This window comes from Halorubrum shenae, from assembly GCF_051194165.1.
In the GTDB taxonomy this organism is placed as follows: domain Archaea; phylum Halobacteriota; class Halobacteria; order Halobacteriales; family Haloferacaceae; genus Halorubrum.
Genome location: NZ_JBLZNI010000014.1, coordinates 65,005 through 80,232, shown reverse-complemented (window position 1 = coordinate 80,232; position 15,228 = coordinate 65,005). Strand labels below are relative to the sequence as shown.

Annotated in this window: 16 protein-coding genes; 9 read left to right on the top strand and 7 right to left on the bottom strand. The window is 68.0% G+C overall.

Features of this window, described 5'->3' with window-relative positions; all coding sequences use genetic code 11:
- Positions 1-237: 237 nt before the first annotated feature.
- Positions 238-636: an OsmC family protein gene (locus ACNS88_RS14160; protein ID WP_435098978.1), complete on the bottom strand. Its 399-nt coding sequence runs from the start codon at positions 634-636 to the stop codon at positions 238-240.
- Positions 637-761: 125 nt separating this feature from the next.
- Entirely contained in the window at positions 762-1,484 is a 723-nt protein-coding gene (locus ACNS88_RS14155; protein ID WP_435098984.1) for a metal-dependent hydrolase, read from the bottom strand.
- Between the two features lie 146 nt (positions 1,485-1,630).
- On the opposite strand from ACNS88_RS14155, the gene ACNS88_RS14150 reads away from it, so the two are divergent.
- From ACNS88_RS14150 to ACNS88_RS14130, 5 genes are all read left to right on the top strand, one after another.
- Positions 1,631-2,374: a fumarylacetoacetate hydrolase family protein gene (locus tag ACNS88_RS14150; protein WP_435098976.1), complete on the top strand. Its 744-nt coding sequence runs from the start codon at positions 1,631-1,633 to the stop codon at positions 2,372-2,374.
- Between the two features lie 278 nt (positions 2,375-2,652).
- Positions 2,653-4,056, top strand: coding sequence for a GTPase HflX (hflX, locus tag ACNS88_RS14145; RefSeq protein ID WP_435098974.1), 1,404 nt, complete (start codon positions 2,653-2,655; stop codon positions 4,054-4,056).
- 81 nt (positions 4,057-4,137) lie between these two features.
- On the top strand, positions 4,138-5,232 hold the full coding sequence (gene hisC / locus ACNS88_RS14140) for a histidinol-phosphate transaminase (RefSeq protein WP_435098972.1): 1,095 nt from the start codon (positions 4,138-4,140) through the stop codon (positions 5,230-5,232).
- Entirely contained in the window at positions 5,229-5,828 is a 600-nt protein-coding gene (locus ACNS88_RS14135; RefSeq protein WP_435098970.1) for an adenylate kinase family protein, read from the top strand. The genes hisC and ACNS88_RS14135 overlap by 4 nt, the downstream gene beginning before the upstream one ends.
- 26 nt (positions 5,829-5,854) lie before the next feature.
- Positions 5,855-6,457 carry a CDP-alcohol phosphatidyltransferase family protein gene (locus tag ACNS88_RS14130; protein ID WP_435098968.1) on the top strand — a complete coding sequence of 201 codons (603 nt, stop codon included), beginning with the start codon at positions 5,855-5,857 and terminating at the stop codon, positions 6,455-6,457.
- Between the two features lie 28 nt (positions 6,458-6,485).
- Here the strand turns inward: ACNS88_RS14130 and ACNS88_RS14125 are convergent, their stop codons facing one another.
- A complete protein-coding gene (locus ACNS88_RS14125; protein WP_435098966.1) occupies positions 6,486-6,908 on the bottom strand; it encodes a universal stress protein in 423 nt (140 codons plus the stop codon).
- A gap of 54 nt (positions 6,909-6,962) precedes the next feature.
- Positions 6,963-7,610, bottom strand: a complete 648-nt coding sequence (locus tag ACNS88_RS14120; protein WP_435098964.1) for a hypothetical protein — start codon at positions 7,608-7,610, stop codon at positions 6,963-6,965.
- A 227-nt stretch (positions 7,611-7,837) separates the two neighbouring features.
- On the opposite strand from ACNS88_RS14120, the gene ACNS88_RS14115 reads away from it, so the two are divergent.
- Complete coding sequence (locus tag ACNS88_RS14115; RefSeq protein WP_418285163.1) at positions 7,838-8,074, top strand: DUF7120 family protein; 237 nt, start codon at positions 7,838-7,840, stop codon at positions 8,072-8,074.
- A 49-nt stretch (positions 8,075-8,123) separates the two neighbouring features.
- Here the strand turns inward: ACNS88_RS14115 and ACNS88_RS14110 are convergent, their stop codons facing one another.
- Positions 8,124-9,308 (bottom strand): MFS transporter, encoded by a 1,185-nt coding sequence (locus ACNS88_RS14110; protein ID WP_435098962.1) that lies wholly within the window; start codon positions 9,306-9,308, stop codon positions 8,124-8,126.
- 69 nt (positions 9,309-9,377) lie between these two features.
- Entirely contained in the window at positions 9,378-10,550 is a 1,173-nt protein-coding gene (locus ACNS88_RS14105; RefSeq protein WP_435098960.1) for a M24 family metallopeptidase, read from the bottom strand.
- Between the two features lie 312 nt (positions 10,551-10,862).
- Here ACNS88_RS14105 and ACNS88_RS14100 point away from each other — a divergent pair, with 312 nt between their 5' ends.
- The 3 genes from ACNS88_RS14100 (at position 10,863) to ACNS88_RS14090 (ending at position 14,780) form a co-directional block, all read left to right on the top strand.
- A complete protein-coding gene (locus ACNS88_RS14100) occupies positions 10,863-11,843 on the top strand; it encodes a transcription initiation factor IIB (protein ID WP_435098958.1) in 981 nt (326 codons plus the stop codon).
- A 64-nt stretch (positions 11,844-11,907) separates the two neighbouring features.
- Positions 11,908-12,381, top strand: a complete 474-nt coding sequence (locus tag ACNS88_RS14095) for an NUDIX hydrolase (protein ID WP_435098956.1) — start codon at positions 11,908-11,910, stop codon at positions 12,379-12,381.
- Positions 12,382-12,494: 113 nt separating this feature from the next.
- Complete coding sequence (locus ACNS88_RS14090; protein ID WP_435098954.1) at positions 12,495-14,780, top strand: DUF7527 domain-containing protein; 2,286 nt, start codon at positions 12,495-12,497, stop codon at positions 14,778-14,780.
- 114 nt (positions 14,781-14,894) lie between these two features.
- Here ACNS88_RS14090 and ACNS88_RS14085 read toward each other — a convergent pair whose 3' ends face one another.
- Complete coding sequence (locus ACNS88_RS14085) at positions 14,895-15,200, bottom strand: hypothetical protein (protein WP_435098952.1); 306 nt, start codon at positions 15,198-15,200, stop codon at positions 14,895-14,897.
- Positions 15,201-15,228: the final 28 nt, after the last annotated feature.

Sequence of the window (15,228 nt, the reverse complement as noted above, 5' to 3'; positions counted from 1 at the left end):
CCGGGTTGAGAACGGTGGAATATCCGGCCCTGCCATCGATGGTGGATTGTGGAGGCGTTGTCGGATTCATCCTGACCCTAAAGGGTCAGGTATTCTCCTTGTTTTTTTATAAGTGGATGACCAGACGGGACAGACGCCGGGCTTCGCGTCGAAGGCGAGAGCGTCACCGGTCGGAACGAAAGCTACAAAAATCGAATGGACCGTTTGAGACGGCGCTCAGAGCGCCGAACTCCCAACTCAGAACGCGCCGGGGTAGACGCTGATGTCGGCCTGGAGTTCGTCGCGCAGCGCGCTGTGGACGTGACAGATGCCCTCGGCGCGCTCGGCGATGTCGGCCGCCGTCTCGTCGTCGAGGTCGGCCTCGACGTGAACGTCGAAGGAGATCGCCTCGAGGTCGTCGTCGTCGTCAAGCTCCGCGCTCGCGTCGATCTGGACCTTGCCGAGGTCCTCCTCGCCGCGCTGGCTCCCGCCGACGCGGAACGCGGGGAGGTAACAGGAGGCGTACGTCGCGACAAGCGCGGCGTTCGGGTTCGGCCCCGTCTCGTCGGTCGCGTCGATCTGCAGGTCGAACTCGCCGACCTGACTCGTGCAGGCGTAGCCCTCTTCGGAAACCGTGGATGTCTCGATGTCTGCCATAGTCGTTCTCCGATTCGGTCGCGCGAGGATAAAGGTTATCGGCATCGGTGTGCAGCGGGGCGTATCGATCGGCGGCGCACTCGCCAATTACCGCCGGCCACGCCCGCCGTCGACCCGACCGGCCTCTACTCCAGCACGTACGTTTCGTCGCCTTCGAGGACGACGGGCTCGGCCACGGCGCCCGCGGCCTTCACCTCGTTGACGAACTCCCGCGTGTCGATCTCGATCGGCGGGAACGTGTCGTAGTGCATCGGGAACACCACGTCGGCGCCCACCCAGTCGGCGGCGATGCCGGCGCCCGCCGGTCCCATCGTGAAGTGGTCGCCGGTCGGCAGCGCGGCGGCGTCGGGTTCGAGGTACGGCGCGATCACGTCGACCATCTCGGACATCAGTCCGGTATCGCCCGCGTGATAGAACGTCGTGCAGTCGGCGTCGGGCTCTTGGGTCGGCTTCTTGTCGCCGATCACGAACCCGGCCGGCATCCCGGCGGAGGTGCCGTAGCCGGTGTCGATCCCGTTCGAGTGGTCCGCGCGGACCATCGTCACCCACGCGTCGCCGCACTCGACGGTCCCGCCGATGTTCATCCCCATGCCGCCGACGGCGTCCTCGTGGCCGAAGTTATCCTGGACGTACCCAGTCAGCTCCGGGGTTGCGACCACGGTCGCGCCCTCGTAGCGGTCGGCGTCGGAGATGTGGTCCGCGTGACCGTGGGTCAAGAGGAGGTAGTCGGGGTCGAGTTCCTCCGGGTCGACGTCGGTCTTCGGGTTGTCGAAGTGCGGATCGATCAGGAGTTCCGTGTCGTCGACGACGACGTGCCACGTCGAGTGGCCGTGCCAAGTGAGTTCCATCATACGTCCGTATCGTCTCAGCGAGTCGTAATAAAAACCGACGCCGCGGAAGAGAGATCCTCCGTCAGCGGCTCGGTCCGCGACCACCGTCGTCGTGGCTTGCCTCTCCGGGAACGCTTTTCGGGCGGCCGTCCGATCTGGAAACCATGCACTACGCACGGTTCCGCGACCCGGCCGGCTCGACCCGCGAAGGGACTTACGACCCCGAGACCGACACCGTCGCCTTCGGGGGCGAGGAGTACGCCCTCGACGACCCCGCGATCGACGTACTCCCGCCCGCGGAGCCGAGCAAGATCGTCTGCATCGGTCGCAACTACGCGGACCACGCCGCCGAGCGCGACAGCGAGGTTCCCGACCGGCCGCTCCTCTTTTTAAAGCCGCCGAACGCGCTGGCGAGCCACGGCGACGAGATCACGGTTCCCGCCGGAAAAGACGAGATCGACTGGGAGGCCGAGATCGCGGTCGTCATCGGCGAGCAGTGCAAAAGCGTCGACGCTGACGACGCGATGGACGTCGTCGCCGGGTTCACCTGCATGAACGACGTGTCGAACCGCGACGACCAGGACCGCGAGCAGAACTGGGTGCGCGGGAAGGCGTTCGACGGCGCCGCGCCGCTCGGTCCGGTCCTCGCGACGCCCGACGAGGTCCCGGCCGACGCGAGCGTCGAACTCCGGGTCAACGGCGAAACGAAGCAGTCGAGCGACCGCTCGTACCTGATGTTCGACGTCCCGACACTGATCGAGGAGATCACGACCTACCTCACCTTGGAACCGGGCGACGTGATATCGACTGGCACGCCAGAGGGCGTGGGCGCCCTCTCCGACGGCGACACCGTCGAGGTCGAGGTCGAGGGCGTCGGGACGCTCGAACACGACGTGCGCGTTCCCTGAGGGGCGGAGCGCGACCTCGTCGTCCCGGCGGGCGCCCCCCGATATCCGGTCCAACGCCTTCCGATCACAGACCGGGTTTCCGGTGAACGCTTATAAATCGGGAGTTCGATAGATATTTTGTGAGACCGATCTCGTTCTCGCGTTGATCGCGGCCCTCGCGACGACCCCGTGCGTTCTGGGGGTTGCTCGCGGAGCGCCTCGGTCGGCGACCGGTCGGCGCGAGGCCGTGACCCCCGGTGACGAACCTCCCCGGGCCGATGTGAGCGCCCGACGAAACAATGTCACGAGACGACCGATCTGACGACGAGCCGCGAACGGGAAGCGATCCCGACGACGACCGAACGCACCGCCCCGACGCCGGCCGCGCGCTGATCGCCGCGCGCGACGCCGACGCCCGCCCCGATACGGATGAAATCCGTGAGCTCGCTCGCGCGGCGGGCTACGAGGTCGTCGGCGAGGTCACCCAGCGGCGCCGCGAGGACCCGACCTACGGGCTCGGGCGCGGGAAGGCCGAGGAGCTGATGCGCCGGGCGTCGACCGAGGCCGTCGACGTCGTGATCTACGACGGCGAGCTCTCTCCGGGCCAGACGGCGTCGCTCTCGGACCTGCTTCCGGACGGGGTTGAACCGATCGACCGTACGCGGTTGGTCCTCGATCTGTTCGCCGAGGGGACCGGCTCCCGCGCCGCCGAGCTACAGGTCGAACTCGCCCGCCTCCGGTACCTGAAACCGCGGCTTCAGGAGCTCATCGCCCGAGACTACGCGACCGACCTCCAGCACCAAAACGAGGACGACCGGCGGGTCGTCGACGTGGAGCGGCGAATCGACGACGTCCGACGCGCCCTCGACGAGGTGACCGAGACCCGGAGCGAGCGCCGCGAACAGCGCCGACGGGAGGGGTTCGACGCGGTCGCACTGACCGGGTACGCCAACTCCGGCAAGTCGGCGCTGCTCCGGCGTCTCGCGGACGACATCGACGAGACCGTCACCGACGCCGACATCGACGAGACCGTCACCGACGCCGACATCGACGAGACCGTCACCGCCGCCGACCGGCCCTTCGAGACGCTCGACGTGACCACCCGACGGGCGACGCTCGGGGGGCGACGCGCGCTCGTCACCGACACCGTCGGGTTCGTGGACGCGCTCCCGCATCGGAGCGTCCGGTCGTTCGGGGCGACGATCGACGCGATCCGCGACGCCGACGTGACCCTGCTCGTCATCGACGCCGCCGACGATCCCGAGACGGTTCGGGACCGCGTCCGAACCGTCCTCTCGGCCGTCGAAGCGACCGACGGACCGGTGATCCCGGTGCTGAACAAGGCCGATCTGCTCGACGACCGCGGGCTGGGGGCCCGCCGCGAGGCGCTCACGACGGCGACGGAGGACCTCGCCGCGGAGGGGTACGCCGTCGCCGAGGCGCTCGAAGCGCCCGTCCCCGCGAGTGCGCGCTCCGGCGAGGGGGTCGACCCGATTCGAGACGCCGTTCGCGAGGCGCTGCCGACCGCGGAGACGACGCTGCGGCTGCCGAACTCTGGCGAGACGCAGTCCCTGCTCTCGTGGGCGTACGACCGCGGCGAGGTCCGCGAGGTCGACTACGGGCCTGACGGCGTGGCGATCGACTTCGCCGGCCGCCCGTCCGTCGTCGCGGAGGCGGAGCGTCGGGCGGCGGAGATCGACTGAGGCGTCGCGAGCGCCGGCGGCCCGTCCCGTCTGCGGCCCGTTTCGGCCACCCTTAAGAGCGCCGCGCCCGGATCACTGCCCATGCATCCACGGGATCTCTCCGATCACTCGCCGTACGTGCCGGGTCGGGGCGTCGAGGAGGTCGCCCGCGACCGCGGGCTCGACCCCGACGACCTCATCAAGCTCTCCTCGAACGAGAACCCGCACGGTCCGAGCCCGGCGGCCGTCGAAGCCATCCGCGAGCACGCCGACCGCGTCCACCAGTACCCGAAGTCCTCCCACACCGACCTCACCGCCAAGCTGGCCGCGAAGTGGGACGTGTCGACCGAGCAGGTGTGGGTCTCGCCGGGCGCCGACGGCTCGATCGACTACCTCTCGCGGGCCGCGTTAGAGCCGGGAGACGAGATCCTCGTCCCGGAGCCCGGCTTCGCCTACTACGCGATGTCCGCGCGGTACCACCACGGCGAGGTGTCGGCGTACGCGCTCTCCCCCGACGACGGCTTCGCGCAGGACGCCGAGACGGTCCTGACCGCCTACGGCGGCGAGCGGATCGTCTACCTCACCTCGCCGCACAACCCCTCGGGCTCGGTCATGCCGCTCGACGAGGTCCGAGCGATCGCGGACGCGACCGCCGAGGAGACGCTCGTCGTCGTCGACGAGGCGTACGGGGAGTTCGCCGAGATCGACAGCGCGATCCCGCTGGTCGACGAGCGCGACGACGTGGCGGTGCTCCGCACGTTCTCGAAGGCGTACGGCCTCGCCGGGCTCCGGATCGGGTACAGCGTCGTTCCGGAGGCGTGGGGCGAGGCGTACGCCCGGGTCAACACCCCGTTCGCGGCGAACGAACTCGCGTGCCGCGCCGCGCTCGCCGCCCTCGACGACGAGGAGCACGTCGCGGAGTCGGTCGATTCGGCGCGCTGGGCCCGCGAGTACATCGCGGACGAGCTCGACGCCCCGACCGTCGAATCGGCCGGGAACTTCGTACTCGCCGAGGTCGGCGACGCGGAGCGGGTCGCCGAGGAATCCCAGGAGCGCGGCGTGATCATCCGCGACTGCACCTCGTTCGGGCTGCCGAACCACGTCCGGATCTCGACCGGCACGCGCGAGGAAACGCGGGAGGCGATCGAGCGGCTCAACGAGACGCTCGCTGACCTCGGGCTCGGTGTTCGGGCGTGAGCGAGGAGTCAGGAGCGGACGCCGAGCGCTCCCACGCACTCCGCATCGCGGTCACCGGAACCCCCGGGACCGGCAAGTCGACGGCGACGGACCTGCTCGCAGACGAGTACGATGTGATCCACCTCAACGAGCGCATCAAGGGCGACGACGGCCTCTGGACCGAGCGCGACGCCGACCGCGACACGCTCGTCGCCGACCTCGACGCGGTCCGCGAACACCTGGGCGACTGGTCCGGCGTGCTCGATTCGCATCTCGCACACCGGTTCGACGTCGACCGCGTGATCGTCCTGCGGTGTCACCCGGAGGCGATCGAAGCGCGGCTCCGCGAGCGCGGCGAGTCAGATGCGACGGCGACCGAGAACGCCGAGCCGGATGAACCGTCTCGAGCTCTCGCTCGCAAAGCTCGCGAGAACGCCGAAAGCGAGGCGCTCGACGTGATCCTCTCCGAGGCGGTCAGCGAACACGGCATGGAGAACGTCTACGAGATCGACACCACCGACCGCGATCCGGAGTCCGTGGCCGCCGCGCTCCGAGACGCGATCGAGGGGGACCGCGAGCCGAGCGCGGGGACCGTCGACTTCATGGATTATATATGAGCGCGCGGCGACGGTCGGATCGATAGATGACCCTCGACCAGTACCGTTCGGTCGCGGACCGCCTGCTCGGGCCGTGGGTGCGAGCCGCGGCCAAACTCGGGCTCTCGCCGGACCAAGTGAGCGTCATCGCGTTCGGCGCCGCTGTCGCAGCCGCCGGCGCGTTCGCGGTCGGCGAACCCGCCTTTTATATTGCCGGATCGGCCTTCGTCCTGCTCAACGGCTGGCTCGACCTCGTCGACGGCGCGCTCGCCCGCCACCTGGAAGTCTCCTCCGACGGCGGGGACCTCCTCGATCACGTCCTCGACCGCTACGCCGACATCGCGGTGATCGCCGGGTTCACGGTCGGGATCGGGGCGTACGCGCTCGGCTTCGCGGCGGTGACCGGTGTGCTGATGACCTCGTACATGGGCACCCAGATTCAGGCCGTCGGCATCGGCCGCGAGTACGGCGGCCTGCTCGGCCGCGCTGACCGGCTCGCGCTGATGGGGATCGTCGGCGTCGTCGCCGCGGTGTACGCCGCGCCGATCGTCGCCGGCCTGAACGTCGTCGGGCTCCTGCTCGCGCTGTTCGCGGCCGTGGGACACCTCACTGCAGTCCAGCGGTTCCTCGGCGCGTGGTCGGACCTCTAAGCGGCGGCGTCGCCGGTAGGCGGACGCGTTATCGCTGCACCGCGAGTACGGGAGCGTCCGCGTGTCGGACCACCTCGTCGGTGATGCTTCCGAAGACGAACCGTTTCGCTCCGCTTCGACCCTTCGTGCTCATGACGACGAGGTCGATCGCGTTCTGATCGACGTACTCCGTGATCACCCTCGCGGGACTGCCGACCTCGATGGCGATCGTCGCTTCAACGCCGTCAGGCGCAGTCTTCGAGATGATCTCTTCGGCCGCCGACACCCGTTCGGTTCGTCGCTCGTCGAGCTCCGCTTCGTCACGCCCGGCGGTGCCCAGACCGCTTGCGAGTTCGACGATCGAGAGCACGTGTATCGCCGCGTCGTATCGCTCTGCGTGGCTGAACGCGTGTTTTGCTGCGCTGGTCGTCGCCTCGCTGCCGTCCGTCGGGAAGAGGATGGTGTCGTACATTTTGTGATCTGCGTCGAACCGCCGGTCGGTGTTGTTCGGATGTAAGCTGTTGAGTCACTGTCGACGGGCGATAAGCACCGCGTCGGCAAGCACGTCGTGGCCGATCGGAACGAGGTGAACAGCCGCACCGATCGCGAAGATGTTCAGCGTGACGAACGCGCGCAGCGGACCGAGGCTCCCCGCGAGGAGACCGAGCGTCACCACGCCGGAAACGGCGTAAACGATTCGCTCCTGTCGGCGTATCTGGGGGCTCTCCCAGTTGTACAGCGCTGTGACGAGGTACCCGGTCCCGAGCACCGCCAGCCACGGGTGCCAGTACGCGTACTGCAGCACGCCGGACGGAACGACCCCGGCGACGGCTGCGACGTTGACGAGGGTCGCAGCGACGTTCAGACCCCCCCAGAACAACCAGACGCGGTTTCGTCGCACGGTCGGTGACGTGTACGTCACGCCGAAGAAGACGATCCCGATAGTCAACACGATCCAGAGGGCGACGATCGACTGGATCAACCCGAACGGAGCGAGGCTCGGGTTCCGACTGAGCAGCCACGAGAGTCCCCACCCGATCACGCCTTCGAGAAATCCGAACAACAGCAGTCCGTCTCCCGGAAGCGGCGGCGACAACAACCGCCGAAAATACAGTACCAACGCGGTCCGTGAGCGGCGAAGCCGACCGAACAAGTCCGTCGTCTCACCAGTCACGAGCGATCTGTCTCCTGCGGCCGACGGTCGTCGACACCTGCCTCGGTGCGGCCGCGCAAAGAGTACATAATCAAATATAGAACGGCAGACACAAAGCTCCGGGGGTCACTCGCTCGACGACGTGGAACATCGACGTGAAAACCGAGCGATCGCGGTCCCGGTTCGGCCGGGCCTCCGTCGTCTCCGACGAGGGAACGCTTAAAAGCGTCCGGCCGGAACGGGTGCGTATGCCCACTTTCGAGCTGAACCTCTCTGACGACGTGTACGCCGAGTTCCAGCAGCTCGCCGACCAGGAGTTCGTCTCCGAGGAGCAGGCCGCAGAGGACCTGATCGCCTCCGGCATCGAGGCGTACAACGTGTCGGTCGTCGACGACGACCCCCGCGACGAGATGCTCGACGGCGCCGAGAACAACATGTTCGACACGGCGCAGGACCCGGGGAGCCTCGAAGACGACCGGCTGTAGTCGGGTTCGGTTTCAACCGAGACCTCTTTTAAACCGGTGAGTCGGACCGCTAGTAGCCGAGCCGTAGCACACGGTTCGTCACCAGCGTGACGAGCGCGAGCCCCATCACGCCGGCGAGGAGCCCGAACGCGACCGTCCAGCCGGCGACGTCGGAGACCGCGCCGACGACGACGCTCCCCGACGCACCGACGACCATGTAGACGGTTCGAACGAGCCCGAACCCCGCCCCGCGTTCGGCGTCCGAGAGGAGGTCCATGAACCGCGACTGCAGCGGCGCGCCCCACGACATCGCGAGGCCGACGAACCCGACGCCGACGACGGTGGCGGGGAGTCCGAACCCGAACGCAGCCACCGAGACGAGCAGCCCGTAGCCGACGACCCCGGCGGCCATCGTCGCTATCACGGTCGCGTCGCGGCCGATCCGGTCGGAGATCGACCCCGCAACCGGCTGTGACGCGCCGTGGACGAGGAAGTACAGCGAGAACAGCAGCGCCGACAGCCCGGTCGAGAGCCCCGTTCCGAACTCGAGGAAGCTCGGGAGAAACGACGCGGTCGCCTGCCACGTGAACGCGCCCAGCGTCGCCAGCGCGGTCGTGTAGAGGATGCGGGAGCGAGAGAGCACCTCTGTGAGCGGCCCGACCGCGAACCGCTCGCGCATGGCCTGCTCCGGACGAAGCGGCTCAGTGGGGCGCACCCGCCACGCGAACAGGACGAACACGGGGGCCGCGACGGCGGCTCCGAGGGCGATGCCAGCGCGCCAACTGTACCGCGACCCGACGAGCGCGGCCACCGGCGGGGCGGCGAGCCCAGCGGCCGGGGCGCCGGTGACGTGGACGCCGATGGCGCGACCGATGTCGTCGAACTGCCGGGTAAGGAAGGAGGTCGCCACCGAGTAGTGGAGCCCCGCGCCGGCGCCGAGTACGACTGTGAAGACGATGAACGCGACTATCGACGGAGAGACAGCGATGAGCAGGGAGGCGACCGCGGTTGCGCCGATAGCGGTCAGGATGACGGTGCGCTCGCCGTAGCGATCGCCGAGCACGCCGGAGGGAAACTGCGCGAGCGCGTACGCGAGCCACATCCCCGACAGCCCCAGCCCGACGGTCGCGTTCGTGGCGCCGAACTCCAGCCGGATCCGGGGGATCAACGGGCTGATCACCACCCGAGCGACCATCGTCGAGGTGAACGCGAGCGTACAGAGCGCGAGCGCGGTGTGTTTGTACCGCCAGTTCACGGCCGCCGTTTAGCGGGGCACAAAAAGGGGGTTCCGGTTGCGGCGGGCGGGGCCGGCTCTCGGGCGTCGTCAGATCTCGAACACGATCGGGTACTCAGTGAGGTTCTCGTAGCCGTCCTCGGTGACGACGACGATGTCTTCGATCCGGACGCCACCCACGGTGGAGTCGTAGAGCCCGGGCTCGACGGTGATCACGTGGCCGGGCTCGAGCTCCTCCCCGCCGCTCGCGAGTCGAGGGGACTCGTGGACGTCGAGGCCGACCCCGTGGCCGGTGGAGTGAATGAATCCCGTCTCCGTCTCGGGATCGGTCCGAAACGTCGGCTCGCCGGCGTCCTCGTACACCTCGCAGGCCGCCGCGTGCACGTCCTCCCCCGTCGCGCCCGGCTCGACCGCGTCGAGGGCGGCGTCGAGCGCGCGCTCGGTGAGGTCGTACCACTCGCGGAGCGTCTCGCTCGGCTCGCCGACGCAGAACGTCCGAGTCATGTCGGCGTTGTACTTCGTCGCCTTCGACCGCGGGAAGATGTCGACGATGATCGCCTCGTTCGCCCGGAGCGGTCCCGACCCGCGGTCGTGGGGGTCCGCGGCCTGCGCGCCGCCGGCGACGATCGTCTGGTCGAGCGCACAGCCGTGTCGCAGCAGCGTCACCTCGATCTCCTCGGTCACCCGCTCGCTGGTGAGCGGCTCGCCGTCGTGAAGCAGGACGCCCGTCTCTGTGTCGTCAGCGTCGCCGGCGACGTCGGCGCCGGCGATCAGCTCCTCGGCGGCCCGCATCGCGGCTTCGTTGGCGCGCTGAGCCTCGCGGATCGCGTCGACTTCCTCGTCGGTCTTCACCGCCCGGACATCGCGGATCCGGTCGTCGGTGTCGACCGCGACCTCGATCCCGCGTTCGCGGAGCGCGTCTGCGGTGCCGACCGGTCCGCGCGGCGGCATCGAGACGGAGTCGACGCCCTTGTCGCGAACGAATCGGGCGTACATGTCGTTTCGAGCCTCGCGGCCGCCGTACTCGTAGTCGTAGTCGGCGTGGCGCTCGACCGAGTCGGCGGTCGCCTCCGTGCGAGCGCGCCCGTACTCCAGCCCGCCGACGAGGACGTGGACCTCGCCGTCGGCGTACAGGGTGAGGAACGGGTCGGGGCCGGTGAACCCGGAGAGGTACAGCTGATTGGCGTCGTCCTGTGAGGCGTCGATCAGGTAGCCGTCCGTCTCGAGGTCACCGAGCCGGTCGTCGAGGCGCGTGCGGTGCATACGACACCTGCTCGGGCGACCCCCAAATCGGTTGCCCTCGCGGAACCCCGGCCAGCGATCGGGACGCCGCTCGGTCTGCGAAATAGCTTTATAGGTGCATGGTAGTCGATACCGTTCAAATCGCGCCATGCTTAAGGCCGGCCAAAAAACAGGCAATAATCGCGGAACAGAGGGTCGTAAATGCCGCTAACAGGTTTTATCTGATCCGAAAGTCGACCAAGGTTTTAAATGTCTTCACCGACTACATTGTAGTGAGGAGACTAACCGAGACGCGTCTCTCGGTCCCCTCGTTCCCTCCACCTGAACTAACCAATGAGCGAAAACGTTCGAACGTACACGGCGGAGCACATCGACGAGACCGAATCCGAGTCCGAGACCGAGTCGGCCGACGAAGAGCTGCGGTGCCCGGAGTGCAGCGGCCAACTCGCGACGGACACGGAACACGGTGAGACCGTCTGCGTCGACTGCGGGCTCGTCGTCGAGGAAGACGAGATCGATCGCGGGCCGGAGTGGCGCGCGTTCGACTCGAAAGAGAAGGATAGTAAGTCGCGCGTGGGCGCCCCGACGACGAACATGATGCACGACAAGGGGCTCTCGACGAACATTGGCTGGCAGGACAAGGACGCCTACGGCAAGTCGCTGTCCAGCCGCCAGCGCGAGAAGATGCAGCGGCTGCGCACCTGGAACGAGCGGTTCCGCACCCGCGACTCCAAGGAGCGCAACCTGAAGCAGGCGCTCGGCGAGATCGACCGCATGGCCTCGGCGCTCGGCCTCCCGGACAACGTCCGCGAGACCGCCTCCGTCATCTACCGCCGCGCGCTCGACGAGGACCTGCTTCCCGGTCGCTCCATCGAGGGCGTCTCGACGTCGTCGCTGTACGCCGCCGCCCGGCAGGCCGGGACTCCGCGGAGCCTCGACGAGATCGCGGCGGTGTCGCGCGTCGAGAAGGACGAGATCGCCCGAACCTACCGCTACGTCGTCCGCGAGCTCAAGCTGGAGATCCAGCCCGCCGATCCGAAGAGCTACGTTCCCCGGTTCGCCTCCGACCTGGGCCTCTCCGACGAGGCCGAGCGACGGGCGCGCTCCCTGCTCGACACCGCGAAGGAACAGGGGATCCACTCGGGGAAGTCGCCCGTCGGGCTCGCGGCGGCCGCCGTCTACGCCGCCTCGCTGCTCGTCAACGAGAAGGTGACCCAGAGCGACGTCAGCGACGTCGCGAACATCAGCGAGGTCACCATCCGAAACCGATACCACGAGCTGTTAGAGGCCGAGGACGGCGTCGCGCTGAACTAACTCGAACGCTCCGACCGCGACCGCTTTTCCGAACGCCCAAGCCCGCGTAGGCCGAGCTACGGGTATGGAGACCACTCGTCACTTCACGGCGACGACGTACGTCGTCAACGACGGCGCGACCGCGCTTCACGCCCACGAGCGGCTCGGGATCCGACTCCCGCCTGGCGGGCACGTCGACCGCGACGAGCTCCCCCACGAAGCCGCGCTCCGGGAAGTCCGGGAGGAGACGGGCCTTGAGGCCGAGCTCGTCGCGGCCGAATCGTCGATCGAGGGGCCGAACACCCGTGGGCTCCCCGAGCCGGCCCACCTCATGCTCCACGACATCAACGTCCACGAGGACGGGTCGGTCGGCCACCAGCACGTCGACCACCTCTACTACGCCCGAGTCGACTCCCGAGAGATCGCGCCGAACGGAGCGGACGAGGTCGACCCCGATGACTGGCGCTGGTACACGCCGCGGGAACTGACCGAAGGCGACCTCCAACCGGACGTGATCGAGCTCGGTCGCGAGGCGATCGACGCCGTCGACGGGGCGTAGTCTGAGGCAGGGATGACGCCCGATTCGGGGTCGGACTGGACCGGCGATCGGCGTCAGACGATCGTCTCACGCTCCGGAAGGTATTTGGGTCGTTGCAGGCGACGTAAACGCAAATGGACGCAGAGCGAAGAGCGGAGATAACCGGGTGGGACGCCCGGGAGTTCTCGGACGGGTTCGCGGAGCTCGGGCGTCTCCTCGACCGGGGGTTCTCCGGCGCGGTGACGAACGGCGTGGGGTGGCTGTTCGTGTTCGAGGGCCGCGTCGTCGGTACCGCCGACGCCGACCTCGAGGCGTTCGCGGACGCCTCCGGAACGATTTATAAGGCTCCCGACGAGGTCCTCCCGGTCCTGTTCGCCATGCAGGAGCAGGGCGGCGAGCCGCGGGCGCAGTACTACACGAACGACACGTCGCTCTCGGAGGCCGACCGGAAGCTCACGCGGGGCGGGTTCACCGGCTACGTCGAGCTGTCGGAGAACGTCCTCTCCGGAGACTACTACGTCACCTACACCGCCGGCGAGTCGATGTCGGCGGCGTACGTCGGCAACTCGCGTCGGCTCGAAACCGGTGACGACGCGTTCGAACTGGCCGACGACGAGGTCGGCATCTACACCGTCTACGAGGTCGACCTGGACGTGCGTGAGATCCCGAGTCCCGATTCGACCGGCGGCGCGGCCGGCGTGGAGGACACGGACGTCTCCGAAGAGAACTCGGTTGAGGACGAGGCCGGCGACGAGACCGACAAGACTGCCGAGAGCGAGACGCTCGAAGACGAACCCGTCGTCGAGGCCACTCAGAACGACGAGGCTCCCGGCAGCGAGAGCCCGACAGACGAGAGCGAGCCGGGCGAGGCCGCAAGCGAGTCGCCCGACGAGGAACCGGTCGACAATGAGAGAAGACAGACGCCCCGAGAGGACGCAGGGCGACCCGAGGAGGGACTGTCCTCGCCGCGGGAGCGAGTCAGCGAACCGGACGGCACCGAACCCACGGCGGACGCGGTCGAGAAGGCGGACACCGGGAGCCCCGAACCGAGTACAGCGGACGACGCTTCGGCTGAACGGGTCGCTCCGTCTGAGACGCCTGCCGGACCCGAGTCCGAGGGCGATCGCCCGAACGACGACGTGTTCTCCGAGGAGGAGCAGTGGCGCGAGCAGAAGTCGATCCCCGCGCTCGACCCGTCGGAGGCGAGCGATCCGCCGGGCGGCAAGCGTCGCGGTGAGACCGACTCGAGCGCCGGTGGACGGTCCGCCCGCGAGGGGAGTGACCGGCGGCGTTCCGGGGGCGGTGGCCGAAGCGGGGACGCCGACGCGGCCGCAGCCCAAAGCGACGACCGGTCTCCGGAGCCGCGTTCGACCGACCGCGATCGATCGAACCGTTCGGATCGGCCGGCCGTCTCACAGCGGGCTTCGGGGCCGAACGCGGGCGATCGCGAACCGGCCGGCGACCGGATCGAACAGCTCCGTACCGAACTCGAGGCCGCGGAGGAGAAACGCGAGTCGTTGGAGGGAGAACGCGACAGACTCGCGGCAGACCGCGACGAAATCGCCGAGGAGCGCGACGAACTCGCGAACGAGGTCGACCGGCTGGAGTCGGAGCTGTCGGCGCTTCGCGAGGAGCGGGACCGAATGGAGGCGGAGCTGTCGACCGTTCGCGACCGGCTTCCGGAGAGCGACCGGACCATCTCGGCGGCGGAGGCGCGGAGCGGGACGAACCTCTTCGTCAGGTACGAGTCCAAGGGCGGCGCGACGCTCGAAGACGCTCACGACGGAACCGTCGACCGCGACGCGCTCCGCGAGAACCTCCGGATCGAACATCACACCAGCTTCGAGACGGACGGGCTGTCAGTCGACGGCCGCCCGTACGAGGAGTTCTTGAAGGGGACGATCGAGTACGGCTTCACCCGATGGCTCGTCGAAGACCTCCCGTTCGAGGTGAGCGGCACCGGCAACCAGAGCGTACTCCGAGACCTGTACGACGCGATCCCGGAGGTCGATCGCGCGGAGATCGGCGGCTCCGTGTCGATCGCGATCCGCGAGAACGGCGAGGAGACGCGCGAGCAGCGCTCGTTCGATCTGGTGTTGCGCGACAGGATGGGGAACCCGCTGTTCGTCGGCGACCTCAACGACAGCCGTGACCCGACCGCGGAGGGAGCCTTGGAGTCGCTCGTCGGGAACGGTCGCGACATCGCCGAGTCGAACGAGTCGTTCGCTGCGGCGTTCGCGGTGACGGAGAGCTTCTTCGAGCCGGGCGCGTTAGAGACCGCGAGCGACGCGGTCGGCGGCGGACTGTTCAGCCGGTCGAAGCGCGCCAGCTTCGTGAAGCTCTCGCGCAAGCAGGGGTACCACCTCTGTCTCGTGGAGGCCCGCGACGGCGGCTTCCACATGACCGTCCCGGACCTGTAGCTGGGGTCGAATGCGCGTTAGCTAGGAGTTAAATCCGGTTTAAACACCGCTCAAACCCATCTAAACGTAACCCAAACGCGGTCCGTCCCCCGTATCACGCGAAGTCGTAGCGATTCAGTTCTCGAGCTCTGCGGCGTCGTCGATCCGCATCGAGCCGAGCTTGGTGACCGTTTCGTCGAGCTTCTCGTCGAGCTCGTCGACGAACTCGTGGGTGCGCTCGGTCGTAATTGCGCCCTGGCTGGACGGCTCGATGAGGTTCTCTTCCTCGAGCACGCGCAGGGAGTATCGGACCTTGTGATGGGGGTATCCCGTCTCGTTCGACATCTTCACGATGCCGATCGGTTCGTTTTCGATGACCATCCGCAGGACTTGGAGGTGACGTTCGAGCATGTCTACCTCCTTCTCTAGTCGATCTATCATGGCACATGTTAACTCGTCATGCCCCCGT